The following is a 25,589-nucleotide window of genomic DNA, read 5'->3' on the forward strand; positions in this document are numbered from 1 at the left end:
AGACGTTTTCGTGATGCAGGTCACCGTAATAAGCCGTATTTAATCGCCTATTGGTCTAGACCGGTTACGCGGTCTGATGAAGTGTGTAGCTGCCTTCCGCAGCCGGCGCGAGCCGGTTGCACGCCTTTTTGAGGTCTTCCTCGGCTTCAAACAGGGACAACCGGCGGTTCCTGACGGACTGGACCAGACCAGTGACCGTCAACAGGAGCACCCGGGCCACAGTGGTGTCGCCGCAGGCAGCAGCCACCACTTTTTCGCCCAGTGCGTCGATGTCGCGCAGCAGCGCAGTGGTGTCCCGGTCCGGCAGGTACACCCCGCGGCTGAGGCATTGCTCTACCGCCGGTTGCATCACCCGCATGTGGAAGATTTCCATCACCAGGCCGCCCAGCGCACGGCCGCGGAACCTTGCGGCCGTGGTGCGCCCTGCGACCTGCAGCTCGCCGAGCTGGTGCCGGTACAGCGCGAGCATCAGGTGGGTCGGGGTGGGAAAGTAGCGGTACAGCGTCCCCAAGGGAACGTCAGCTTTGGCCGCCACCTCCGTGAGGTCCACTGAGTCCAGGCCCTTCCGGGCAAAATTGCCCGCGGCCTCAAGGATGCGGGAATAGCGCAGCCGCTGACGCGGGGCTGAAGGCATGGCGGCCATGGGCGGATGGTCTGGAAGAGTCTCAGGCATCTGTATTCCGGGTTGTGTTTTGACGGTGCAGCAGCCAGGAGCGTCCCCATCCCGGACCGCCTGCGATCCGGTTCAACTATACGGCACACGCTTATGCCGTAATTAGTCAGCCTCCTTAGTTCCTCCGGCCCCGCTGGTCAGCGGACACCCTTGATCTTCACCACAAAAACAGCACCGAGCAGGCCGATGACCGCCGCAGCGAGGAACAGGGAGCGGTAACCGCCCCAGGACGTAACAGCAACCAAAGCCAGTGCGGGCGCCACCACCTGGGGCAGGGAGTTGGCCACATTGATGATGCCCATATCCTTGCCCCGGTCCAGCGCCACGGGCAGGACCTGGGTCAGCAGCGCGTAGTCCACCGCGACGTAGGCCCCGAAGCCGATGCCCAGGACCGCAGCGCCGGCCATGGCTCCGGGCCAGACCGGGAAGAAGGCCATGATCAGGCCGGCCATCGCAATGATGGCGGACGACCCGATCACAAACGGCTTCCGGCGTCCCACCCGGTCGCTCCATGGGCCCGCCACCACGGCGGTAACCATCACCATGAGCGCGTAAATGCCGGTGAGGACCAGCACCCCGGCCGGGGGGTCCTCATGCTTCAGGATGTCGCGCAGGAAAAAGAGCAGGTAAACGATGGTGAGCTGGTTGCCCACGTTCACCAGGAAACGGGTCAGCCCGGCCCAGGCAAAGTCCGGGTACACCCGGGGACTGATCCAGAACCCACGGAGGAAGGTAACCAGCCGGAACGGGGGCAGGACGCCGTCGCGCAGCACAGGGTCATCGCGGTGCATCAGATATGGGAGCACGGACAGGAGCAGGGCGGCGGCGCACAGCCAGTACCCCACCATGAAGTTGCCGGACACAGCGGCGCCGAACACCGCGCCCATGAGGATGCCCAGCGTCTGGCCCAGGGCCGCGAGCCCGCCCACTTTGCCGCGCTGGAGCACCGGCACCCGGTCCGGAACCGCTGCCGTGATGGCTGCATAGGCCGCGTTCGCGCCTAGTTGGACCACGCACCAGAAGGCCACCAGCAGCGCCACCGTCGTGGCGCCGGACATTGCAAGAAGCGCGATGGCGGCGAGCACGGCGCCGGCCAGCACCCAGGGCGCCCGGCGGCCGAATCCGGACCTGGTGCGGTCCGAAAGCGCTCCGAAGAGCGGATTCGCCACCAGTGAGACCGCGGCGCCGCAGGCGGTGGCAAGGGAAAGAACCGCTTCCTTGCTGGACTCATCGATACTGATGGCCTGCTGGCCAATGAAAATATTGATGGGGCCGAAAAACGCGCAATTGATCCCGACGTTGACCAGGACGAGTCCGGTGACCCAGCGGGGCTTGACCAAGCGTGTGGGCTCGGCAAACGCTGCCGCAGGACCGTCCGGCCCGGTGCCACGATCAGGGGGAGCTGGAGTATTGGACAGGCTCATGGCGCTTCCCCCGTACGGCTGATTGGCTAGGGATCCAGACTATCGTGGGCGGTACCATGCCGCCCAGGTCCTAAGCCAGCGGCAACCGTGACCACAGCGGATATCGGAATTCGGAGCAGCAAGGAGAACCACATGAGTGCAGAGCCCACCCCCGGCACGGCTGGTACCACCGTCAACACCGCAGACCTCTACGACGAACGCGGGGATGACCTGGCCTCGGTGTCCTTGCAGTTCCAGTCGCTGGGCGGCCGTTCACACTTCAGCGGACAGGTACGGACCATCCGCTGCTTCCAGGACAATGCCCTGGTGAAGTCCACTTTGGCCACGCCGGGGAACGGCAACGTGCTGGTGGTTGACGGCGGCGGCTCGTTGGGCACGGCGTTGATGGGGGACATGATCGCCGAGAGCGCCGTGGCGAACGGCTGGGCCGGCGTCGTGATCCACGGGGCGATCCGGGACCGCGAGGCGATCGCCGTGCTTGACCTGGGTGTAAAGGCACTGGGCAGCAACCCGCGCAAAAGCGCGAAGGCCGGGGCCGGCGAGGTTGACGTGGATGTGCAGATAGACGGCGTCACGATCCGTCCCGGCGTTACCATCTGGTGCGATCCGGACGGCATCCTCGTGGAGCGCTAAGGCACCAAGCGGGAACCTTTCGGCCAGGGAATATGTCCCGGCGTAAGATAGTTACTGAAAGCAACTATTAGAGCTTAATTCTTCCCTGGAGTATCCATGTCCCAACCCCCTGCCGTGCGCGCCGCCGGAGAGACCCTTACGCAGCGCCAAATCGTCACCGTTATGGTCGGCCTGATGCTGGGCATGTTCCTGGCCTCGCTGGACCAGACCATCGTGTCCACGTCCATCTACACCATTGCCAACGACCTGGACGGGCTCTCGCTGCAGGCCTGGGCCACCACGGCGTACCTCATTACCTCCACGGTAAGCACACCGCTGTACGGCAAATTGAGCGACATCTTCGGCCGCCGCCCGCTGTACCTCACGGCCATTGTGATCTTCCTGGCGGGATCCCTGTACGCCGGCTCGGTCCACTCCATGACCGAACTGGCCATTGCCCGCGGCGTCCAGGGCCTGGGTGCCGGCGGCCTGCTGGCGCTCGCGCTGACCATCATCGGTGACATCGTCTCCCTGAAGGACAGGGCCAAATACCAGGGCTACTTCATGTCCGTCTTCGGCATCTCCTCTGTGCTGGGCCCGGTGGTGGGCGGCGCGTTCGCCGGTTCGGCCACCATCCTGGGCTTTGACGGCTGGCGCTGGGTGTTCTTCATCAACCTGCCCATCGGCCTGGCGGCACTTGCAGTCGTATTCCTGTTCCTGCACCTGCCGGCCAAGCACATGAAACAGAAGATCGACTACTGGGGTGCGGCCGCCATCACCCTTGCCATCGTGCCGCTCCTGCTGGTGGCAGAGCAGGGCCGCAGCTGGGGCTGGGCGTCCCTGAACTCCTTCCTCTGCTACGGCCTGGGCGTGGTGGGCATCGCCTGGTTCCTGCTCGCGGAAAAGCGGGCGGGCGACTACGCACTGATCCCGCTGCGGCTCTTCCGGAACGCAACCTTCGGCCTGTCCTCGCTGCTGAACTTCATCATCGGCATCGGCATGTTCGGGGCCATCGCCATGCTTCCGATGTACCTGCAGCTGGTCAAGGGCCTCACCCCCACCGAAGCCGGCCTGATGATGATTACGTTCACCGTTGGCATCCTCGCCGGCTCCATCACGGCCGGGCGCACCATCTCCTCATCCGGCACCTACCGGATCTTCCCCATCATGGGCACGGCCATCCTCACCGCCGCTGCCGTGGTGATGGGACTGTCCCTCGGCGTGGACACGGGCCTGTGGGTTCCGGGCGTGATCGCGGTGTTCTTCGGCATGGGCCTGGGCTTTTGCATGCAACCACTCACCCTGGCCATGCAGGTGTCCGTGCCGCGCCGGGACATGGGCGTGGGTACGTCCTCGGCCGCGTTCTTCCGCTCGATGGGCGGCGCCGTAGGCACGGCAGTGTTCATCTCCATGTTGTTCAGCCTGGCCGCCAGCAGAATCGCCGACAGCATGAAGTCGGCAATGGCGAGCGCAGACTACCAGGCCGTCCTGCGGGACCCGGCCGTGGCCGCCGACCCGGCCAACGCCAAGCTGTACGAATTCTTCAAGAACGGCGCGTCCAACGATTCCCTCAATGACACCAGCTGGCTCCACACCGCCAACAGCACCCTGACCCGCCCCATCACAGAGGGCTTCGCTTACGCAATCGACGCCGTCATGCTCACCGCCGCCGTCCTCACCGGCATCGCATTCCTGATCAGTTTCGCATTGCCGAACAAGAAGCTCTCGGACCCTAAAGCAGCTCCCCAGGAACCAGCGGCGGTCCACTAACCGCTCCGGCGTTCAGGCCCCGTCACGGCAGGCAGTCTTTGGGACTGCCTGCCGTTGCCTTTCCCCGGAATCGCGGGCTGGCTGACCTTGCAGGGAGGCAAAAGAGCGCTCCGGGTGACGCGCTTGACTGGATCACGTGGCCATGGCGTGGAACACTGTTTACCGCGTGTGCGCCGGCCTGGTGGCCGGTTCCGCAGCCGACGACGTCCGCACCGCATCCATCCGAACCCCAGACCAAGGGAGCACCATGCCCACTGCCCAGGAGCAGACCACCGCCCAGATACCGCGGCGGGTGATCTGGCTGGCGCTCGCAGGTGCGGTGGGCGGATTCCTGTTCGGCTTCGACTCGTCCGTGGTCAACGGCGCCGTGGATGCCATGAAAGCCGAATTCGCGCTGTCCGAAGCGGTTACGGGCTTCGCGGTGGCCATCGCCCTGCTGGGCTGCGCCGCGGGCGCCTTCCTCGCCGGCAAGGTGGCCGACCGCTACGGGCGCATCCCTGCCATGAAGCTGGGGGCAGTGCTGTTCCTGGTCAGCGCCATCGGCACCGGATTCGCCTTCAGCGTCTGGGACCTGATCTTCTGGCGCCTGGTGGGCGGCCTGGGGATCGGCCTGGCCTCGGTCATTGCCCCCGCCTACATTTCGGAGATCTCCCCGCGCAAGGTCCGTGGCCGGCTCGCATCGCTGCAGCAGCTCGCCATCACCACGGGCATCTTCGCGGCACTGCTCTCCGACGCGCTTTTCGCCACCAGCGCAGGCGGTGCGGACCAGGCGTTCTGGCTGGGAATCGAGGCCTGGCGCTGGATGTTCCTGGCAGCCGCCGTGCCGGCAGTGGTGTACGGCTGGGTCGCCTACACCCTTCCCGAGTCCCCGCGGTTCCTGGTTTTCCTGGGCAAGGAGGACGAGGCCCGCAAGGTATTCGACTCCATTGCCCCGGCGGAGGACACCGACCGGCACATCCGCGAGATCCGCGAAGCCATCGAGGAGGACCAACTCGCCGGGCAGAAAGGCTCACTGCGTGGCAAGGCATTCGGGCTGCAGGCAGTGGTCTGGGTGGGCATCATCCTCTCCGTCCTGCAGCAGTTCGTGGGCATCAACGTGATCTTCTACTACTCCACCACCCTCTGGAAGGCCGTGGGCTTCCAGGAGAAGGACTCGCTCGCCATCTCGGTGGCCACCTCGATCACCAACATCCTGGTCACCCTCGTGGCTATCGCACTGGTGGACAGGATCGGCCGCCGGCCCATACTGCTGGCCGGTTCCGTGGGCATGGCGGTTTCCCTGGGTGCCATGGCCCTCGCGTTTTCCTCCGCGGTGGGTTCCGGTGACGATATTTCCCTGCCCGGCGCGTGGGGCCCGGTGGCTCTGGTGGCCGCGAACGTTTTTGTGATCAGCTTCGGGGCGTCCTGGGGCCCGCTGGTGTGGGTGCTCCTGGGCGAGATCTTCCCGTCCCGGATCCGCGCCCGCGCACTGGGGCTTGCTGCCGCTGCGCAGTGGGTGGCCAACTTCGCCATCACGCTCAGCTTCCCGGTGATGGCCGCCGGTTCGCTGCCGCTCACGTACGCCATGTACGCACTGTTCGCGGCGGCGTCGTTCTTCTTTGTGATGTTCAAGGTGCCCGAAACCAACGGCATGTCGCTGGAGCAGGCAGAGACGCTGTTCGTGGCGAAGGGCTCGAAGAAGGCCTAGCAACGCGGCACCACCTCCCGCAGCTCACGGGTCAGAGTGTCAGTTTCATGCCTTCGTGGCTGGCTTCGAAACCGAGCCGCTCATAGAACCGGTGCGCCGCGCTGCGCGTTTTGTGCGTGGTCAGCTGCATCAGGGTGCAGCCGCGGCGGCGGGACTCTTCGATGGCCCACTGCACCATGATGTTGCCGATGCCCTGGCCGCGGAGGCCGTCGGCCACCCGGACTGCCTCGATCAGCGAGCGCCAGGCACCCTGCCGGGAAATGCCTGGCAGGAAGCTGAGCTGGAAGGTGGCAACAAGGGGCGCCTGCGCGGCCCCCGGAGGCAGCAATTCGCCCACGATGAGCAGATGGGAAGGGTCGGCGTCGATCGCTGCGAATGCCCGCTCGTAAGGGGACATGTCCTCGGTGCGTTCCCGTCCGGAGCCCAGGGAGTCGTCCGCGAGCAAGTGCACGATGGCCGGCAGGTCCGCGGGTGAAGCGTGGCGGAGGCGGAAGGTCCCGCCATCGACGTCGGCGGTCAGGAGAAAGGGCGGGGCGTCTGGTTTCCGGGTCACTCCCCCAGCATTCCACGGCCCGTCCATTGGTTCTGTGCGGAGCAGTAGGCAGGGAAGCCGGCCACGGCAAAGGTACGACGACGGCACTCAGGAAAGTGCCGTCGTCGTACTGCCCGAAACGTCCGCGAGAAATCCCGCCGGATCTGATGGAGCGTCGGGCTAAAAGCCGCAGGACCTGATGGAGCGTTGCCTGCCGGGTGGGGTCAGGCGGGGGTGCGGGCCGCCTCCGCCTGGCGCTCCTCCACCAGCGTGGAGACGGCGTTGAACAGCGGGTGTCCGGGCTCCAGGCCGGTGATCTTCGCAGTGGCGTCGGCGGGACTGCTGGATCCCAGGATCTCCGCCAGCTCGGTTGCTTCGGCATCGGCGGGATCCTTGAAGCGCAAGGCAGCGGCAATGGCGCCGAGCAGCGCCTCCGGAACCACTCCCCGCTCGGCCAGTTCCGCGGCCGGCCCAATGAACCGCTCGTGCCGGCCCAGCTTCCGCAACGGCGCACGGCCCACCCGGTTCACGGTGTCCGGCAGGTACGGGTTGGAGAACCGGACCAGGATCTTCTGGACGTAGGCCTCCTGTTCGTCATTGCTGAAACCGTGCTTGCTGACCAGCAGCTGCTTGGTCTCCTCCAGCACTGCCCGGACGTCCTCGGCAACATCCTGGTCCGCCATCGCATCCGAGATTTTCTCCAGGCCCGCCTCGAACCCGAAGTACGCAGCCGACGCGTGCCCGGTGTTGACCGTGAACAACTTCCGCTCGATGTACGGCGAGAGCTCGTCCACAAACGTGGCGCCGGGAATCACCGGTGCCACATCGCCGAAGGCAGTCCGGTCGATGACCCATTCATAGAAAGTCTCCACCGTGACATCGAGGCCTTGGCCGGCTTCCTGGTTGGGCACGATCCGGTCCACCGCCGTATTGGCGAACACGGCTTTGCCGTCCAGCGCCGCGGCGGCAGCCCCCGGCTGGGAGGCCACCTCCTTGGCCAGGATGTCCGTGGCGTTGATGGCGTTCTCGCAGGCCATCACCTGCAGCGGGGCCAGGCCGGGCTCCCGCGAGGTGATGCCCTTGGCAATCACCGGCGCCACGAACTTGAGGATATGCGGCCCCACGGCCGTGGTGACGATGTCCGCCGTCGCGATTTCGGCGATGAGTTCAGCTTCCTGGGTGTTGGAGTTCAACGCCCGGAAGTTGTCCACGGTCCGCACGGCCGGGTTTTCGCCCACCTCGTGCACCGCGTAGCTGTCCGCCGCGGAGAGCTGGTTGATGAGCTCCTCGGCGACGTCCGCGAACACCACTTCATAGCCTGCGTCGTGCAGGAGCAGGCCCACAAAGCCGCGCCCGATGTTTCCGGCCCCGAAATGTACTGCCTTCACTATGCGTTGACCTTTCCGAAGAGCTCCAGGATCTCGTCCTCCGATGTTGCGGCCTCGAGCCGCGCCACCTGTTCCTTGTTGGTGAAGACCTTCGCGATGGAGGACAGGATGTGCAGGTGTTCATTGTTGATGCCGGCGACGCCCACCACGAACTTGACCTGCTTGCCGTTCCAGTCGATGCCTTCCGGGTAGCGGATCACGGATACCGCGGACTTGCGGATGTGGTCCTTGGCCGCGTTGGTTCCGTGCGGGATGGCCAGGAAACTGCCCATGTAAGTGGACACGGACTGTTCACGCTCATGCATGGCCCGGACGTAGTCCTCATCCACGGCGCCGCGTGCCAGCAGGAGTTGGCCTGCTTCGTCGATGGCGGCATCACGCGTGGTGGCCGAACCGTTGAGCACCACGCTTTCCCGCGCCAGAATCTCCGCAGTACCGGTTCCCGCCCCTTCGGTTACGGAGGTTCCGACGGCGGTGCCGGCGCCCGCAGTGCCCGCGGCAACCGCGGTTGCGGGCCCCGAAGCCGATGCTCCCCCGGGTGTTCCCGCGCCGGCGTCCGGACCCTCGGTTGCCGTGCTGCCCTCTGTATTGCTTTCGCGGACCAGCTCAACGATTTCGTCGTACCGGGGGCTGTTCATGAAGTTGTCCACGGAATAGTGCACCGCACTGGACGTGGCCGGCTTTGCACGTTCGGTCAGGTCCTGGTGGGTGACCACAACGTCGTAGCTGTCGCTGAGGTTGGCGATGGAGGCGTTGGTGACCTTGACGTCCGGGAACCCGGCAGCCTTGATCTTGTTCCGCAGCACGGAGGCGCCCATGGCGCTGGAGCCCATGCCGGCGTCGCAAGCGAACACGATGTTGCGCACCGGGCCGGCGAGCACGCCCACTCCGCCTGCACCGGCAGCTGCGCCGGCACCGGTAAGGGTGGAGGCCACAGAGCTCTTCTTGCCCTTCATCTGCTCCATACGGGAGGTGGCGTCGTTCAGGTCCACCTCATCGCTGTGCTTGGTGGTCTTCAGGATGACCGAGGCCACCAGGAACGAAACGGCAGTGGCGAGCAGGACCGCCAGGATCACTCCGATGTAGCTGTCCCTGGAGGTCTGGGCCAGCACCGCGAAAATGGAACCGGGAGCGGAGGGCGCCACCAGGCCGGAGTTGGTGATGGCCAGGGTGGCGATGCCGGTCATGCCGCCGGCGATCGTGGCCAGGATGAGCAGCGGGCGCATCAGGACATACGGGAAGTAGATCTCGTGGATGCCGCCCAGGAAGTGGATGATGGCCGCACCGGGTGCCGAGGCCTTGGCTGCCCCTTTCCCGAAGAACATGTAGGCAAGCAGAAGACCGAGTCCCGGCCCGGGGTTGGCTTCGAGCAGGAACAGGATGGATTTGCCCTGTTCGAGGGACTGCTGGATGCCCAGCGGGGTCAGCACGCCGTGGTTGATGGCGTTGTTCAGGAACAGCACCTTGGCCGGTTCAATGAAGATGCTGGTGAGCGGTAGCAGGCCGTTGTTCACCAGGAACTGGACCACGTTGCCGGCGCCGGTGCTGAAGGCTGAAACCAACGGGGCGATCCCGTAGAAGCCAAGCAGCGCCAGCACGGCACCCCAGATGCCCGCCGAGAAGTTGTTGACCAGCATCTCGAAGCCGGGCCGGATTTTGCCGTCCCAGATCGAGTCGATCTTCTTCATGGTCCAGCCGCCCAGGGGGCCCATGATCATGGCGCCGATGAACATCGGGATGCCGGCGCCGATGATGACGCCCATGGTGCCGATGGCACCGACGACGCCGCCGCGGACGTCGTACACCATCCGGCCGCCCGTGTAGGCGATCAGGAGCGGCAGCAGGTAGGTGATCATTGGCCCCACCAGACCGGTGTTCGGCTTGCCGTTTGTCTCGCCGAAGCCGCCCAGTTCGGGGACGGGGATCCAGCCCTTTTCGATGAAGAGGGCGGTAATCAGGCCCCAGGCAATAAAGGCGCCGATGTTGGGCATGATCATCCCGGACAGGAAGGTCCCGAACTTTTGGACGTGCACGCGCGCGCTGGTGCGGGGTTTTGCAACTGTCTCTGTTGCCATGTGATTTCCTAACCGTCATTCCTGCGACTGCGCAGGATGGTCCGATATTTACGACGACGTACTGCTGGACGTTCTGGCGTTTTTAGCCCGCCGGGCTGGCGGAGATGCGGTGGAGCCATTCGAGGAACAGTTTGAGTTCCGAGCTGGAGAGCTGGTCTGAGTGCGAGGCCTGAAGTGCGGCGTTCAGGGCGATCGCGGCCACCACCACCGAGGACTTTCCGGTGTCCCCCGATGCCGCGCCGCTGGCGGGCTCGGCGGACACCGCGAAAATCATGGCGTCCCGGGTCATGGTGGACAGTTCGAGGTTGCGTTCGGAGGCGGGCTCCGCAATCAGCATCAGCGTCACACCCACGTTGGCGGCCAGGATGGACCTGGCAGCCTCCCTGGGCTGGACGTTCAGCTGGCCCGCCGCCGCTGCCTTGTTCAGCATCTCCTCCATCAGCGCCTCGGCATCGGCAACGATGGCGGGGCGGCTTTCCGGGCGGATATTGCCGAACATCACCAGGTACAGCTCCGGCTGGTTGAGCCCGAACTGCACGTGGTTGTCCCACATTCTCCGGATATCCTCGAGCGGTTGTCCGGAGGGGGCGAAATCCCTTTCGCCCGCTACATACTCTTCAAACCCCGCGGCGACGACGGCGTCGAACAGACCTTCCTTGTCACCGAAGTGGTGGTACAGCGTGGGAGCCGATACCCCCGCCAGCTGGGTGATCTGGCGCGTGGAGACCGGCGCTCCCGCAGATTTAGCCAGCAGCTCCGCCGCAGCACGAAGAAGCCGCATTTTGGGGGGAAGCTGGCCATCCAAACTCATAACCGCTACCCTAGCACCTATAGCAACGCTATATGAACTGAATCACATACAATTTTTTCAGGCACGTTTCCCGCCTGGCGGACGTAGCAGTCCCCGGCGGACCGGCATCGCGCCGGACAGATCGGCGGGCCTGGCAAACCGGCAGAGAATGAGGACCTTCAGTGCAGAACTTCCCAGGAGTAGGCGTCAGTCCAGGCCGCGTCATCGGCACCGTCCGGCAGATGCCCAAACCCATCAGCGAACCCCCGGCCGGCGAGCAGCTGGCTCCGGAGACCACCGCTGAGGAAGCCACCGCAGCGCTGAAGGCGGCCGCCCAGGCCGTGCACGATGAACTGAAGGCCCGCGCAGCCCATGCCACGGGTGACGGCAAGGCGGTACTTGAAGCCACAGCACTGATGGCCAAGGACACCATGCTGATCAAGGGAGCCTCCAAACTCATTGCCCGCGGCACGTCCAGCGAGCGCGCCATCTGGGAATCCGGCTCCTCCGTCTCGGAGATGCTTCACAACCTGGGCGGATACATGGCCGAACGCGCCACCGATGTCCTGGATGTGCGCGCCCGGATCGTTGCCGAGCTGCGCGGCGTTCCCGCGCCCGGAATCCCGGCCTCCAGCACCCCCTTCGTCCTGGTGGCCGATGACCTCGCCCCGGCCGATACCGCCACCCTGGACCCGAACCAGGTCCTGGCACTTGTCACAGCGGGCGGCGGACCCCAGTCGCACACAGCCATCATTGCCCGCTCCCTGGGCCTTCCCGCCGTCGTCGCCGCTGTAGGGGTGGACGAGGTTCCGGACGGCACGGAGGTGTTTGTGGACGGGGCCGCCGGCACCGTCACCGCCGCGCCCGACGAGTCCCTGCGGGCCGCCGCAGAAGCCTGGGCAGCCACGGCTTCGCTGCTGTCCGAGTTCACCGGAACAGGTACGACGGCGGACGGCCACCAGGTGCCGCTGCTCGCCAACGTGGGCGGCGGCAAGGACGCCGTTGCTGCCGCCAAGCTTGGCGCCCAGGGCGTGGGCCTGTTCCGCACCGAGTTCTGCTTCCTGGAACGGGACACTGAGCCCAGCGTGGAGGAGCAGGCAGCTGCGTACAAGAGCGTCTTTGACGCTTTCCCCGGCAAGAAAGTGGTCCTGCGCACGCTCGACGCCGGCGCCGACAAGCCGCTGCCGTTCCTGACCGATTCCACTGAACCGAACCCTGCCCTTGGCGTCCGCGGCTACCGCACGGACTTCACCACTCCCGGCGTCCTGGACCGCCAGCTGGAAGCCATCGCCCTGGCGGCAGCCCAGTCGGAAGCGGACGTCTGGGTCATGGCGCCCATGATCTCCACCGCCGAAGAGGCCGCCCGCTTTGCCTCCATGTGCGCAGACGCCGGCATCAACACTCCCGGCGTGATGGTGGAAGTTCCGTCCGCTGCCCTCACTGCCGAAGCCATCCTGCGGGAGGTTGGTTTTGCGAGCCTCGGCACCAACGACCTCACGCAGTACGCCATGGCCGCCGACCGGCAGCTGGGCCCGCTGGCCAACCTCAACACACCCTGGCAGCCGGCTGTCCTGCGCCTCGTCGGCCTGACCGTGGAAGGCTCTCGGGCCGAGGGCAACAACAAGCCTGTGGGCGTCTGCGGTGAGGCAGCCGCGGACCCGGCCCTCGCCGTCGTACTGACCGGGCTGGGCGTGAGCACGCTGTCCATGACAGCACGCTCCCTTGCAGCCGTGGCCGCGGTGCTGAAAACGGTCACGCTGGACGAGGCGCAGCAGCTGGCCAAGCTGGCACTGTCCGCACCCAGCGCCACCGAGGCGCGTGCATGGGTGCGTGAAAAGCTGCCTGTACTGGAGGAACTGGGCCTCTGACGCTGCAGGCCCCGCCCTGCGGCGGGGCCCGTCAGGCCGTAACGCCGAAGCCGTTCACTGCCCGGACCCAGCCGTTGATGGCCTGGGCCGCGATTTCCGGGGCAGTGTGCTGGAAGACGTGGCCCTGGCCAAGGACTTCGGCCACACTGCCCTGGGGGGCAACCCCGGCGAGCTTGATGCACCAGGGGCGCCGCGCAATGGGGTCCCTGGTTCCGCGAAGCACCAGCACCGGCTGGCTCACGCCGGCCAGCCGTTCCTCCATCGGGTATTCCATCATCACCGGCAGCTCGGTCAGGTACCAGCGCGGTCCTGCGCGGAAGTAATCGCTGAACACGATGGCGTTGCAGGACGGGGACTCGCTGAGCATCGAATCCCGCGTCAGCGCCATCGCCTGGTGGGCCACGGTCTTCCTGCTGCTGTCCACCACCGGACCCATCAACACTGTTCCGGCCACCTTGCCGGGCTCCCGCAGGGCCAGTTCCACAGCGAACTGCGTTCCCATCGAGTGCCCTACGGCGACGTAGTTATGGACTCCGGCCTCGGCCAGGACCGAGCTGATAAACGCTGCAAAATCCTCGACCTGCAGCTGGCGCCCGGGCCGGGAAGTCTTCCCGAAGCCCGGCAGGTCGAACGAGTAGACGTCCGCCACCTTTGCCAGTTCGCCGTGCAGCCGGGCCAGGTAGCGATGGGAAACACCGATGCCGTGCAGGAGCACATACGTAGGCCGCACTCCACTGCCGGCCGGGTGGAGGGAGGCGTAGAGCTTCCCTTGCAAACCACCGGATTCAACGTCCTGCCCACCAGTCAATGCCATCAAGCGAGCATACCGCCCGACACCCGGTCATCGCGGCATGCTGGCAGGTCCGATAAGCAGCATGCCCGATAGGCTGCAGGCCGGATAGGCTGGGGCCATGGCACTGATTGCTCCCAGGATGGGCCCCGCCCTCCCGCCCGAGGAGGCCGAGAAGCTCCAACGGGCCCTCGCCGGCAGCGACGACATCACTGTTTTTGTGGACGGCACTGTCCACAGGCTCCCGCCCCTGGCGAGGGACGCCGTCGTCGACCTCCTCCAACGGTTCAGCCGGGGCGAGGCTGTGACGGTCAGCAGCGTGGAGGACATGCTAACAACGTCCCAGGCAGCGGAGCTGGCGGGAATCTCGCACACCTACCTGCGCAACATGACCGACCGCGGTGAGATCCCCGTGGAGTACCGCGGCAGCCACCGGCGCATCCGGCGGACCGCCATCATGGCCTGGCTCGAAGAGCAGAAGAAGGCTAGATCCGGGGACGGGCCGCCCAGCGCCGCATCTTGAGGGCGGCGTGGAGTTCCAGCCGGGGCAGCCCCTTCAGCGGATCCACGCCCAGCAACTGCCGAATCCGGCCCAGCCGGTTGTAGATGCTGCTCCTGTGCAAATGGAGTTTTGCAGCAACGTCCTGGACGGAACCATCGTTGTCGTAAAGGAGCTCCAGCACCGGGATGAGCTCGCCGTTGCGGTCGTGGTCCTCGAGCATCCGGAAGTAGACCGACCCCGGCTCAACCCACGGCCCGGCCCCTCCCCCGGCTGATGCCAGCAGCTGATAGATGCCGGTGGAGCGGCAGTCCACGAGCTCCCCGAGCTGCTGGTCAACGGCAGCGGCCTGGGCGGCCAGCTTGGACTGCCGGTAGGCCTCGGCCAACTCGCGGGGCCTGGTAAAGCCTTCGCTGATGCCAAGGATGATGCGGTGGACGGAGCGGCCGGAGCGTTTGGCCAGCTCCAGCTGGTAGTGGACCAGGACCTGCGCATGGTTTGCCCTGCCGGAGGACTCCCGGAAAAGCACCACGGAGTGGGTTTCGGTTCCCGCGCTGAAGAGGGCGGCATCCACACCGACCGTGGCCTGGAGTGCTGCGGAGCGGTGGATCAGGGTTGTGGCGATGGGATCCGGGCCTCCGGCCCAGCCGTCAGCGTCCAGCACCGTGACCATCTGCCACGGCCCCCGGCCCTGGACCTCCTTCCATCCTGCTACGGCCGCCACCGCGTTCTTCTCCCCGGCGCAGGCGGCGAGGAATTCCCGTTCCCGCCCGCGCCGGAACTCGGACTCCGCAGTGTTCGAGTCGAGCAGCAGCGCGGAGAGCATCTCGAGTTCGTTGGTGACCGCCGGCAACTGGGTGAGGATGGCCGTCGGATTTTCCTCCGCCGAGTCCTGCTGCACCCAGAGGTAGCCCACCCGGAAGCCGCGGACCATCAGCGGTACACATACCCGTCCCAACATGCCCAGGTGCGGATTGGCCGGAACCACCACCGGGCGGACGGCAGTGGCGATGCCGTGCGAAAGCTGCCAGGCGCTCACGTCCGCGGGCACCTTCTTGCTGAGCAGGAAGTTCACCCGGACGCGGTCGGCGTGGGACTGGTTGGAGCTGTAGGCCAGCAGTACGCCGTCGAGATCCTCGAGGGAAAGGCCGCGGCCCAGCTTCTGCGCCACCTGCTCAACCAGTTGCTCCACGCCCTGCTGCTGCATGGGCCCCACACTACTGCTTTCGGGGCGTCGGGCACGAACGGACACGAGGCGACACTTGACGCCCCCGGGCTGGACAAACGTCGAACCCGTTGGGACGGAATTGGCGGATTTTCGCGGTTTTCCTGTTCCACCTTGTCATGCTTAATGTCAGGTGGCTCACAACCGGATTTATCGTGGAAATACGAAATCCTTCCGTACTTTTCCGGCTTACCCGCCGAGAACCTGGAGCCCACGATGATCATCGGCGTCCCCAAAGAAATCAAGAACAACGAATTCCGGGTGGCCATCACCGCTGCCGGTGTCCACGAGTTCCGCACCCACGGCCACACCGTGCTGGTGGAACGCGGCGCAGGATTGGGCTCGGGCATCACCGACGAGGAATACGCCATCGCCGGCGCCGAAATCGTCATTGACGCCGACGACGTCTGGGGCCGCGCCGACATGGTGATGAAGGTCAAGGAACCCATCAAGGCCGAGTACCACCGCTTCCGCAAAGGCCTGATCCTCTTTACCTACCTCCACCTCGCCGCCGAGCCCGAACTCACCCGCGAGCTCATCAACTCCGGCGTCACCGCCATCGCTTACGAAACCGTCCAGGAAGGCCGCGCCCTTCCGCTGCTGGCGCCCATGTCCGAGGTTGCCGGACGGCTCTCCGTCCAGGTCGGCGCCTCATCACTGATGGCCCCCGCCGGCGGCAAGGGTGTCCTGCTCGGCGGAGTCCCGGGAGTCCGGCCCGCGAAGGTAGTTGTCCTGGGCGCAGGTGTGGCGGGAACCAACGCCGCGGCCATGGCCCTGGGCCTCGGCGCTGACGTGACCATCCTGGACATCAACATCCACCGCTTGCGCGAGCTGGACGCCCAGTACCAGGGCAGGCTCAAGACGGTCGCGTCGAACAAGTACGAGATCGAGAAGTCCGTGGTGGATGCCGACCTGGTGATCGGCTCTGTCCTGATCCCTGGCGCGAAGGCCCCCAAGCTGGTGACCAACGAACTCGTGGCCCGGATGAAGCCCGGCTCAGTTCTTGTGGATATCGCGGTGGACCAGGGCGGCTGCTTCGAGGACACCCGCCCCACCACACACCAGGAACCCACCTACAAGGTCCACAACACCATCTTCTACTGCGTGGCCAACATGCCCGGCGCCGTTCCAAACACCTCCACGTACGCGCTGACCAACGTGACTCTCCGCTACGCCGTGTCCTTGGCCAACCTGGGCGTCAAGGCCGCCTTCGACCGTGACCCCGCCCTCGCCGCCGGCCTGAACATCGCCGCCGGCCACGTGGCCCACCACTCCGTATCCGAGGCCCACAACCTGCCGCTCGTTGCGGACTGGCACGAACTCGTTTCTGCCTAATCCACCAGCTCCCGTGCCTGCTGTATCAGTTTGAGGACCTCGACGGCGTCTGCCGGTTCCACGGGGAGCGGCAACTTTGAGGCCGTCCCGCCGTCGAGGATCTTCTCTGCCAGGATCCGGTAGAACTCCGGGTAGGCGCCGCGTTCGGTGGGCAGTGCGTCCAGATGGCCGTCCCGGCCCAGGAGCCCTGCCCACTCCGGCGCCTCCTCCCCGTAATCGGCGTCGAGGGGGGTGCCGCCGGCCACGATGTAGGGTTCCTGCGGATCAACACCGTTCTTGGTGAAAGCGCCCACCGACCCCAGGACGCGGAACCGGGCGCCCTGTTGGGCACAGAGCATGTTCATGCTGAGGTGGCTCAGCACTCCGGACCCGTGCCGCAGCACCAGGAACACGTCGTCGTCGGCCCGCTCGTCCTGCCGCCGGGCCTTTAGTTCCGCGTGCACCACGGTGGCTGGGCCAAACAGCAGAAGGGCCTGGTCGATCAGGTGGCTGCCGAGGTCGAACAGCACGCCGCCGCCCTCCGCCGCAGTGGCCCGCGCCTTCCACGCCTTCGCAATGGTGGGTGACCACCGCTCGAACCGCGATTCGAACCGTGTCACCTTCCCCACCGCTTCCGCCGCCAGCAGTTTCCGCAGCGTCAGGAAATCGCCGTCCCACCGCCTGTTCTGGAAGACCGTCAGCACCCGGCCCAATCGCGCGGCCAGGGCAATAAGTTCCTTCCCTTCCTCACTGCTCACCGCAAACGGCTTGTCCACCACCACATCCAGCCCGGCCTCCAACGCAGCCTTCGCAAGCGGGTAATGCGTGGCCGGCGGGGTACCCAGCACCACAAGGTCAAGGTCCGCGGCGTGCGTGAGGACCTCATCGCCGTTGTGCACTGTCCTCACGCCGGGATACCGAGAGGTGGCAGCCTTTTGCCGCTCCGCGTTGGATGTAGCGACGAGGTCCAGGGAGTAGCGCGCATCCGCCCCGATCAAGGGCGCGTGGAAGACGCTGCCAGAAAGTCCATAGCCGACGACGGCCGTGCGGATGGTGCGTGCAGCTTCAGTCCCGGTCATGCAACCACGCTACTCCGGCGCTCTGTCATATCCTGCGCTTTTAACCCAAACGCTCTCCCACTTTCCGCCGGCTGATGCGCGGAAAGTGAGAGAGCGTTGATGCGCTCCTGCGTTAAGTGAGGGAGCGCCTGACGGTGGTTACTTCTTTTCCCAGCCGAGGGTGGTCCAGTCCGGAACCTGGGACAGGCTCTGGAACAGGGACGGTCCGTAGTTGGCCAGGCCGGTGCGGACGAAGGAGATCTGCGGGCCGTTCATGACCACGCCCATGGAGAAGTACTTCGCCATGTGCTCCTTCTCCACGTCCATGGCCGCCTTGTTGCGCGCGGCGTTGTCCTCGATGGATGTCAGGTCCGCGATTTTCTTATCCAGTTCGGCGTCGCCGAGGCCGTTTTCGTTCGTCTTGGAGTCGTAGTACTGCTTAACAGCGGACGTGGCGTCGGCGCCGACGGTGTAGCCGGAGACGCTCATATCGAAGTCGCGGCCGCCAATGACCTTGCCGAAGTCGGCGGACGCGCGCTGGTCAATGCCCACATCCATGCCGCCGGCCTGCAGCTGCTTCTGCAGGGTCTGCGTGAAGGCCAGGGTGGTGGGATCGTCGCCGAAGTTGCTGATCTTGAAGGCCGCCGGCTTGCCGTCTTTCTCCATGATGCCGTTTGCGTTCGCGGTGTACCCGGCGTCCGTGAGGACCTTCTTGGCAGCATCGGGGCCGGTCTCTTTGACCGGGTAGTTGTCCTGGTAGTACTCCGAGAACGGCAGGAGCATCATGGAGCCGGAGCTGGGCTCCTCCCAGTTCAGCCCGTTGAAGCGCACCTTGCGGAGGGCCTCGCGGTCCACCGCCGCGAAGATCGCCTTGCGGACTGCCACATCGGTGATCTTCTGGGCGTTGATGTTCATACCGCCGGCGAAGAGCCGCTGGCCGCGGCGGACCTCAGAGTCCTTGGTGCCCTCGAGCTGCTTGTAGAGGGCGATGGTGTTGGCGGACATGGCGTCGATTTCGCCGTTCTTGAAAGCAGCGATCTGGGCGCTGGTCTCAAGCTGGCGGAACACCACGTTTTCCAGCACCGGCTTGTTGCCCCACCACTTCTCGTTCGGAACCAGGCTCACGGTCTTACCGGCCGTGTCATACTGGTCCACCTTGAACGGTCCCGCCATCCACTCCGGGTGCATCTCGCCCACGAAGCCCTCGTTGAAGATTTCCGGAGTGTTCACGGCCGGGTGGATGAGGCCAAAGTAAAGGTCTTCCAACGGGTAGACGGGCTGGCTCAGCGTGGTGATGATTTCCTTGTCGCTGCTGCCGGCTTCCACCGACTCAACAAAGGCGTAGGACCCCGACGAGACAATGTCGTAGCCGGCATCCGGGCTCTTCAGGATGTTCCAAGTGTTCTGGAAGGCCTTGATGTCAATGGGTGTCCCGTCATTGAAGGTGGCTTTATCGTTCACCTTGATGGTGACGATCTGCTTGCCGTCCTTCACCTCGTTCTCCACGGATTCACAGAAATCCTTGTTGGGCGTGGCCTTGCCTTCGAAGTCCACCTTCCAGCAGCCGCCGATTCCGCCACCGGTCACCGCCACGGGGTTGATCGCCGCCATCAGCGCGGAGTTGTCCGCGCTGTTGCCGTTGTTGGAGAAACCGTTGAAGTCCGGGCCGATGTTGCCCAATGGAAGGGTGACCTTGCCGCCCTGTTCAAGATCGGCTGCCGGCTTTTCATTGATGCTGATGAGCTTGGACAGGTCGCTGCCTGCCTCCTGCCCTTTGGCCGTTTCCGGCCCGGTGGCTCCGCCACCGCCGCATGCCGTCAGGGTCAGAGCCGCAGCAATGGCCGCCGCTCCGCCGATCCTGGTCAGATTCCTCATGGTGTTCCCTTCGTTGGTGCCGGTGGTGAGTGCTGGTGATGGGTGGAAAAACCTAGGGTGCATGGTGGCCCGCCGAATCGTGGACCACCAGCATGTCCTCGTCCAGTTCCCCGTCAGGGAAGAAGCAGGCGAAGCGCTGATCCAAGGGCGGCAGTGGGCCGGCCACCAGGGACTGGGCGGCTGCGGATGGTGCCACTGGTTCCAACGGGGGTTCCAGGGTGAGGCACTTTTCCTTCTTTGCCGCGGGCAGGGCCGCGAAGACGGGGCAGCGGGTGGCGAAGTTGCAGCCCTTGGGGGCGGCCAGCGGGGAGGGCAGGTCGCCTTGGAGGATGATCCGTTCACGGGTCCGCTCCACCTGCGGGTCCGGAACCGGGATGGCAGAGAGCAGGGCGCGGGTGTAAGGGTGGCGGGGGTTATCGAACACCCGGTCCACTTCGCCGATTTCCACGATCTTGCCCAGGTACATCACGGCAACGCGGTTGGAAATGTGCCGGACCACCGACAGGTCGTGCGCCACCAGGAGGTAGCTGAGGCCCAGTTCGGCGCGGAGCTTGTCCAGGAGGTTGATCACGCCGGCCTGGACTGAGACGTCGAGGGCGGAGACGGGCTCATCGAGGACCACGAGTTTCGGATTCACGGCCAGGGCCCGGGCTATGCCGATGCGCTGGCGCTGTCCGCCGGAGAACTGGTTGGGGAAGCGGTTGACATGGTCCGGCTGGAGGCCCACCAGCTTCATCAGTTCCATGATTCGCTTTTTGATGGCCGGCCGGTCCATTCCCGCGTTCTGGAGCGGTTCGGCGAGGACTTCGTAGACGGTGAAGCGGGGGTCCAGGGCGCCGGTGGGGTCCTGGAACACCATCTGGAGTTCGCGCCGCATGGCACTCTTGGTCCGGGCATCGGCGGCCTGTTTGTTGCTGAGGCCGCCGATCACCACCTCGCCGTCCTGGTCCTTGTGGAACTCCATGATTTCGAGCAGGGTAGTGGTCTTGCCGGATCCTGACTCGCCCACGATGGAGAAGCATTCCCCCTCGCGGATGTCGAAGCTGATCCCGTCCACGGCTTTGACCGTGCCGATCGTCCGCTTGAGCAGGGCGCCCTTGGTCAGCGGGAAGTGCTTCCGGACATCCCGCAGCTGCAGGACGGTGGTGCGCTCCCCGCGGGGAATGGAGTCGAAGGCGGACACGGGAACCGGCGGGGCGGAGAAGATGTCGTGGACATCAACGTCGCCGCCGAGTGAGCCGGACTTGATGCAGGCAGCGCGGTGCAGGCTGCTTCCCGCCGTGGGTTCCAGCGCCGGCTCACCGTCCAGGCAGGCCTCGGAAGCCAGCGGGCAGCGGGGCGCGAAGGAGCAGCCGGTGGGTGTGTGGATCAGGTTGGGGGGCAGGCCTTCTATGGGGACCAGTGAGGCTTTTTGGGCGGCGTCCACCCTCGGCACGGCCCCCAGCAGGCCCATGGTGTAGGGCATCCGCGGGTCATAGTAGATGTCTTCCACTGCCCCTGTTTCCACAGGTTTCCCGGCGTACATCACCATGATGTCGTCGGCCATGCCCGCCACCACGCCGAGATCGTGCGTGATCATCACGACGGCGGCGCCCGTCTCCTCCTGGGCGGTATGCAGCACCTCCAGCACCTGGGCCTGGATGGTGACGTCCAGGGCCGTCGTCGGCTCATCCGCGATCAGTACCCGGGGGTTGTTCGCGATGGCGATGGCGATCATCACGCGCTGCCGCATGCCGCCGGAGAATTCGTGGGGGAAGGCTTTCAGCCTGTCCTTGGGGCTGGGGATGCCCACCATGGCCAAAAGTTCGACGGCGCGGGCTTCTTTGGCCTGCTTGCTCATGCCGGGATTGTGGATAGTGAGCGCTTCGATGATCTGGGTGCCCACGGTGTAGACGGGCGTCAGGGAGGAGAGCGGGTCCTGGAAGACCATGGAAAGCTCGTTGCCGCGGTAGCCGCACATTGCTTTGTCGCTAAGGCCCAGCAGCTCCTTGCCGTGAAGCCGGACCGAGCCGCTGACCTCTGCGGTGGCGGGCAGCAGGCCCATGATCGCCAGCGATGTCACGGATTTGCCGGACCCAGATTCGCCCACAATGCCGAGCGTTTTGCCGGGCAGAAGGTCAAAGTCAACCCCCCGGACGGCGTGCACCACACCGTTTTCAGTGTTGAAGCTGACGTTGAGGTCCCGCACGGACAGGACGGCGTCCGTGGGACCGTGCAGCCCCGCCACGTGCAGCCGCTCCACGACGGACTGGGGCTGCTCGGCAGGCCCCGTGACGATTTCGCTGCTCATGAAGCGTTCCTCTTCACACGGGTTTTGAGGGCCTTGCGCTTGCTGGCGCTGCCGCTGGAGCTTGAGCTGGGGTCGAAGGCGTCACGCAGTCCGTCGTTCATCATGGCCAGCGAACCGGTCAGCAGGAACATCACGGCCAGCGGGACCCAGAACATCCAGGGAAACGTCTGCACCTGTGAGGTGGCTCCTCCGATCAGGACGCCCAGGCTCACGTCCGGGACTTTGATGCCAATGCCGATGAAGGAAAACGCCACCTCGGCGAGGATGGCGCCGGTGACCCCGCGGGTGACGTCCAGGACCAGCAGGGAGCCGATATTGGGGACCAGGTGGCGCCAGACGATCCGGCGCGGCGGTACCCCCATGTACTGTGCGGCCTTGACGTAGTCCCGCTGCATCAGGGACATGGACAAGGACCGGATCAGGCGGGCGGTACCCATCCAGCTGAAGACCAGCAGCACGATGATCAGCAGCAGCCAGGAGGGCAGGTCGCGTTTCAGCCCGGCCCCTCCGCCGCTGGTGGCCACAGCCACCACCAGCAGGGCAGGCATCATGATGAGCGCCTCAAGGATGAAGAGCATCACCTTGTCCGCCTTGCCGCCGAAGTACGCCATGGTGCATCCGTAGACGGCGGCGATCAGGACAGACACCAGCCCCACCACCAGGCCGATCAGGATGGAGATCCTGGTGCCTTCGACGGTCATGGCGTAGAGGTCGATGCCTGCCTGCGACGTGCCGAGGTAGTGCTCGGCCGACGGCGGCATGCCGATGTTGAAGGGGTCGATCGTCTCCTTGTCCCATGGGGTGAAGTACCCGCCCACGAAGGAAAAGATGGTCAGGGCGAGGAAGATGACCAGGCCTGCCACCGCCGTCTTGTTGCGCAGGAACCGGCGGAAGATGATGGTGTTCTTGCCAATAACGACGTCGGCATTTTCCAGGTGCGCGTCCTGGGCGACGGCTGCCGGGTCCACGGCGTTGAGGTTGGTCATGGCTACTGCACCCGCACTCTCGGGTCAACAAGCGTGGTGGCGAAATCGGCCAGGATGGCCCCCAGGGCGAAGATGACCGAGCCGTAGGCCAATGTGGCCGTGGCGGCGTTGACGTCCTGGAGCGAGATGGCGTCGATGCTCCAGGAGCCCACGCCGGGCCAGGCGAAGATCTTCTCCGCGAAGAACCCACCGGCGAAAATGGCCGGGATGGTGAAGGCGATGCTCTGGGCCACAGGGATGAACGAGACCCGCAGCGCGTGCCGCGAGATGGCCTGGTTGCGGGTGAGCCCCTTGGCCCGGGCGGTGCGGACAAAGTCTGCGTTGACGTTGTCCAGGAGGTACTGGCGCTGGGCAATCTGGTAGGAGCCCCAGCCCACCAGGGTGATGGCAATAGTGGGAACGGCGTAGTGCGCCAGCATGTCCACAAACTGTGCCCACCCCGGAGCTGTTCCCGGGGTGGAGATGCCCGTGACGAAGAAGATGCGCTCGCCCACGGTTTCATTGATGTTGATGGCGCCCAGCTGCACCAGGAAGTAGGCGATGGGCGCGGGCACGATGTAAGCGAGGTAGCTGTAGGACGTGATCACCCGGTCCTGGAGTTTGTATTGCCGCGCTGCGGAGTAGACGCCCAGCGCCACACCGATGACGAGTGTCAGGATGATGGAGGCCAGGAAGAGGCGGGTGGAAATCCAGACGCGGTCGCCGAACTCGGCGTTGATATAAGCGCCATTCGGGCTGCGGCCCCAGTCCCAGCGAGTGATGATGGCGGTCAGCCATTCCACGTAGCGCTCCCACGGGTTGAGGTCCGGGTCCAGGCCTTTGAGCCGCATGGAGGTGGCCACCTGCTCCGGTGTGGGGCGGGGAATGCGTTCCTGTTCCAGCAAGGCCGGCTTCAGGGAGCTGACGGCCAGGAAATATCCCGCCGAGGTGGTCAGGAAGATCATAAAAACGTACGTGATGCCGCGCTTGGCCAGGTACCTGAGCATCGGGTTAGTTCTGTTTCGCCACCGGCAGCTGGACGTCAGTGCACCAGGGAGTCCGCGGGCGGGTCACGGTATCGGGCAAATCAACAATCACGTGCTGGATCCTTCCGTTTCCCGGGTCAGCGGGGGTTGTGCCGCCTTGCCGGGTCCTTTGCCAGCGGGTAGCTGGCCACCCGCAGCCTGGATGGGCCAGCCCAATGGACTATGTTGCGGGTCACATTCGAAGAGGAAACTATCACGAGCCACCCCTGAAATACGGCAGGATCCGGGCAAACCTACCCGCGCGTACCAGATTGTTATGAATGGCTTGTGAAGTGGATGTGACTGGAGGAGGCGTCCGGAAGGGGTTATTTTACTTGCCGCTGACAACCCGTGTGACAAGCTCACGCCAGGATGCACCCAAGCGGTCCGCACTCACCCCATGTACTTTGAGGAGGTTGTGGAGCCGGCCCGGGGCGAGGGTGGCGGCAAGGGAACGGGCCATCAGCCAGGGGTCTGCGTCGAACCCCTCTTCACGCAGCAGCACCTCGATGTGGCGGTGCCAAAGGGCTGCGGCAGGGGGCTCGAAACGCCCGCGCGTGGTGTTTTCCGCCGCGAGGGCCAATTCGCCGAACTCCACAATGTACGCGATGCGTTCCGCACCAAACGCGACGAGGCGATCCAGCGCGGGCGCGCCGGGGCCCAGGGGTGGCGGACCAAACATGAAGCGCTCCTGGAACGCCGCCTCGGATTCGCTCAGCAGGGTCAGCATAAGTCCGGCCCTGCTGCCGAAACGGCGGAAGACGGTGCCTTTACCCACGCCTGCCTGCTCGGCAAGGCGGTCCATCGTCAGCCCGTCCACGCCGCATTCACCGATCAGGTCGCGGGCGGCGCTGAGCAGCCGCTCCCGGTTCCGGGCGGCGTCGCTGCGTTCCGCGGCGGCCCTTGCCGGCAGCTGGGGCCGCATTGAGATGGAGCTCACAGTCCATATTCTAGCCCCGGGGAATAAGAACCGGACCGTAGTCCGTTTAGATGGGTGAAGGCATCCAAGCCTCTGATGTTCCCGGCCGGCGGCCCTTCCCGCCGCCCCTACCCCAGGAGTCACCATGACCAAGAGCACCGTACTCACCCTCGTCGGCAGCCTGCGCGCCGAGTCCACCAACCAGAAGCTGGCCGAAGCGATCAAGCTGAACGCGCCGGAGCAGGTGGAGGTTGTCATCCACGAGGGCCTCGGCAACATCCCCTTCTACAACGAGGACATCGACGTCGAAGGCCAGGTTCCCGCCGCCGCTGCCGCCCTGCGCGCCGCCGCAAGCGACGCTGACACTCTCCTGCTGGTAACCCCCGAGCACAACGGAACTGTTCCGGCTGCACTCAAGAACGCCATCGACTGGCTGTCCCGCCCCTACGGCGCCGGCGCCCTGGCAGGCAAGCCCACCGCCGTCGTCGGCACTGCTTTCGGCCAGTTCGGTGGAGTCTGGGCCCAGGATGAAGCCCGCAAGGCGGCAGGAATTGCCGGCGCCCAGATCCTCGAGGACGTCAAGCTCGCCGTTCCGGGCTCCATGGTGCGCTTCGCCGAACTGCACCCCAAGGACGATGCAGAGGTAGTGGAGCAGATCAAGGGCGTCTTCGATGCCCTTGCAGCTGTCCAGCCTGCCGCGTAAGCAGCCTTCCCAGATGCCCGGTACGACGTTTCGTGCCGGGCATTTTTTCTGCGTGTCCGGGAGGCCCGCACACTGGCTGGCGCAAGCGAACATTGCTAGCGTGACGC

The 25,589-nt window shown here is 65.3% G+C and carries 21 protein-coding genes; 7 read left to right on the forward strand and 14 right to left on the reverse strand.

Features of this window, described 5'->3' with window-relative positions; all coding sequences use genetic code 11:
• Window positions 1-64 precede the first annotated feature (64 nt).
• On the reverse strand, window positions 65-673 hold the full coding sequence (locus AC5RVY_RS12915) for a TetR/AcrR family transcriptional regulator (RefSeq protein ID WP_493955109.1): 609 nt from the start codon (window positions 671-673) through the stop codon (window positions 65-67).
• 137 nt (window positions 674-810) lie between these two features.
• Window positions 811-2,097, reverse strand: coding sequence for an MFS transporter (locus AC5RVY_RS12920; protein WP_493955110.1), 1,287 nt, complete (start codon window positions 2,095-2,097; stop codon window positions 811-813).
• Window positions 2,098-2,229: 132 nt separating this feature from the next.
• Here AC5RVY_RS12920 and rraA point away from each other — a divergent pair, with 132 nt between their 5' ends.
• The 3 genes from rraA to AC5RVY_RS12935 all read left to right on the forward strand — a co-directional run bounded on the left by rraA (window position 2,230) and on the right by AC5RVY_RS12935 (window position 6,166).
• Entirely contained in the window at window positions 2,230-2,730 is a 501-nt protein-coding gene (gene rraA, locus AC5RVY_RS12925) for a ribonuclease E activity regulator RraA (protein ID WP_493955111.1), read from the forward strand.
• A gap of 96 nt (window positions 2,731-2,826) precedes the next feature.
• Complete coding sequence (locus AC5RVY_RS12930; protein WP_493955112.1) at window positions 2,827-4,479, forward strand: MDR family MFS transporter; 1,653 nt, start codon at window positions 2,827-2,829, stop codon at window positions 4,477-4,479.
• Between the two features lie 247 nt (window positions 4,480-4,726).
• Window positions 4,727-6,166: a sugar porter family MFS transporter gene (locus AC5RVY_RS12935; RefSeq protein ID WP_493955357.1), complete on the forward strand. Its 1,440-nt coding sequence runs from the start codon at window positions 4,727-4,729 to the stop codon at window positions 6,164-6,166.
• Window positions 6,167-6,197: 31 nt separating this feature from the next.
• Here AC5RVY_RS12935 and AC5RVY_RS12940 read toward each other — a convergent pair whose 3' ends face one another.
• The 4 genes from AC5RVY_RS12940 to AC5RVY_RS12955 all read right to left on the reverse strand — a co-directional run bounded on the left by AC5RVY_RS12940 (window position 6,198) and on the right by AC5RVY_RS12955 (window position 10,972).
• Window positions 6,198-6,746, reverse strand: a complete 549-nt coding sequence (locus AC5RVY_RS12940; protein ID WP_493955113.1) for a GNAT family N-acetyltransferase — start codon at window positions 6,744-6,746, stop codon at window positions 6,198-6,200.
• Between the two features lie 176 nt (window positions 6,747-6,922).
• Window positions 6,923-8,086 (reverse strand): mannitol-1-phosphate 5-dehydrogenase, encoded by a 1,164-nt coding sequence (locus tag AC5RVY_RS12945; protein WP_493955114.1) that lies wholly within the window; start codon window positions 8,084-8,086, stop codon window positions 6,923-6,925.
• Window positions 8,086-10,161: a PTS mannitol transporter subunit IICBA gene (locus AC5RVY_RS12950; protein WP_493955115.1), complete on the reverse strand. Its 2,076-nt coding sequence runs from the start codon at window positions 10,159-10,161 to the stop codon at window positions 8,086-8,088. The genes AC5RVY_RS12945 and AC5RVY_RS12950 overlap by 1 nt, the downstream gene beginning before the upstream one ends.
• An 82-nt stretch (window positions 10,162-10,243) precedes the next feature.
• Window positions 10,244-10,972: a TetR/AcrR family transcriptional regulator gene (locus AC5RVY_RS12955; RefSeq protein WP_493955116.1), complete on the reverse strand. Its 729-nt coding sequence runs from the start codon at window positions 10,970-10,972 to the stop codon at window positions 10,244-10,246.
• 161 nt (window positions 10,973-11,133) lie between these two features.
• Here AC5RVY_RS12955 and ptsP point away from each other — a divergent pair, with 161 nt between their 5' ends.
• Entirely contained in the window at window positions 11,134-12,819 is a 1,686-nt protein-coding gene (gene ptsP, locus AC5RVY_RS12960) for a phosphoenolpyruvate--protein phosphotransferase (RefSeq protein ID WP_493955117.1), read from the forward strand.
• A 31-nt stretch (window positions 12,820-12,850) separates the two neighbouring features.
• On the opposite strand, the gene AC5RVY_RS12965 is transcribed toward ptsP, so the two are convergent.
• Window positions 12,851-13,633 carry an alpha/beta fold hydrolase gene (locus tag AC5RVY_RS12965; protein WP_493955118.1) on the reverse strand — a complete coding sequence of 261 codons (783 nt, stop codon included), beginning with the start codon at window positions 13,631-13,633 and terminating at the stop codon, window positions 12,851-12,853.
• 97 nt (window positions 13,634-13,730) lie between these two features.
• Between AC5RVY_RS12965 and AC5RVY_RS12970 the strand changes: the two genes are divergently transcribed.
• Window positions 13,731-14,132, forward strand: coding sequence for a helix-turn-helix domain-containing protein (locus AC5RVY_RS12970; protein WP_493955119.1), 402 nt, complete (start codon window positions 13,731-13,733; stop codon window positions 14,130-14,132).
• Here AC5RVY_RS12970 and AC5RVY_RS12975 read toward each other — a convergent pair.
• On the reverse strand, window positions 14,095-15,315 hold the full coding sequence (locus AC5RVY_RS12975) for a PucR family transcriptional regulator (RefSeq protein ID WP_493955120.1): 1,221 nt from the start codon (window positions 15,313-15,315) through the stop codon (window positions 14,095-14,097). The two genes, AC5RVY_RS12970 and AC5RVY_RS12975, sit on opposite strands and share 38 nt — an antisense overlap.
• A 234-nt stretch (window positions 15,316-15,549) precedes the next feature.
• On the opposite strand from AC5RVY_RS12975, the gene ald reads away from it, so the two are divergent.
• Window positions 15,550-16,668: an alanine dehydrogenase gene (gene ald / locus AC5RVY_RS12980; protein WP_493955121.1), complete on the forward strand. Its 1,119-nt coding sequence runs from the start codon at window positions 15,550-15,552 to the stop codon at window positions 16,666-16,668.
• Here the strand turns inward: ald and AC5RVY_RS12985 are convergent.
• The 6 genes from AC5RVY_RS12985 to AC5RVY_RS13010 all read right to left on the reverse strand — a co-directional run bounded on the left by AC5RVY_RS12985 (window position 16,665) and on the right by AC5RVY_RS13010 (window position 24,800).
• The gene (locus AC5RVY_RS12985; RefSeq protein ID WP_493955122.1) at window positions 16,665-17,726 is read right to left on the reverse strand and encodes a Gfo/Idh/MocA family protein; all 1,062 of its coding nucleotides are present in this window, start codon (window positions 17,724-17,726) and stop codon (window positions 16,665-16,667) included. The genes ald and AC5RVY_RS12985 overlap by 4 nt on opposite strands.
• A gap of 138 nt (window positions 17,727-17,864) precedes the next feature.
• Window positions 17,865-19,580: an ABC transporter family substrate-binding protein gene (locus AC5RVY_RS12990; protein ID WP_493955123.1), complete on the reverse strand. Its 1,716-nt coding sequence runs from the start codon at window positions 19,578-19,580 to the stop codon at window positions 17,865-17,867.
• Window positions 19,581-19,632: 52 nt separating this feature from the next.
• Window positions 19,633-21,870 (reverse strand): dipeptide ABC transporter ATP-binding protein, encoded by a 2,238-nt coding sequence (locus tag AC5RVY_RS12995; RefSeq protein ID WP_493955124.1) that lies wholly within the window; start codon window positions 21,868-21,870, stop codon window positions 19,633-19,635.
• A complete protein-coding gene (locus AC5RVY_RS13000; RefSeq protein WP_493955125.1) occupies window positions 21,867-22,856 on the reverse strand; it encodes an ABC transporter permease in 990 nt (329 codons plus the stop codon). Before AC5RVY_RS13000 ends, AC5RVY_RS12995 begins: the two co-directional genes overlap by 4 nt.
• Window positions 22,857-22,858: 2 nt before the next feature.
• Window positions 22,859-23,842: an ABC transporter permease gene (locus AC5RVY_RS13005; protein ID WP_493955126.1), complete on the reverse strand. Its 984-nt coding sequence runs from the start codon at window positions 23,840-23,842 to the stop codon at window positions 22,859-22,861.
• A gap of 349 nt (window positions 23,843-24,191) precedes the next feature.
• Window positions 24,192-24,800, reverse strand: a complete 609-nt coding sequence (locus AC5RVY_RS13010) for a TetR/AcrR family transcriptional regulator (protein ID WP_493955127.1) — start codon at window positions 24,798-24,800, stop codon at window positions 24,192-24,194.
• 124 nt (window positions 24,801-24,924) lie between these two features.
• Between AC5RVY_RS13010 and AC5RVY_RS13015 the strand changes: the two genes are divergently transcribed.
• Window positions 24,925-25,482, forward strand: coding sequence for an NAD(P)H-dependent oxidoreductase (locus tag AC5RVY_RS13015; RefSeq protein WP_493955128.1), 558 nt, complete (start codon window positions 24,925-24,927; stop codon window positions 25,480-25,482).
• Window positions 25,483-25,589 lie beyond the last annotated feature (107 nt).

Source organism: Arthrobacter sp. Ha26 (assembly GCF_059091705.1).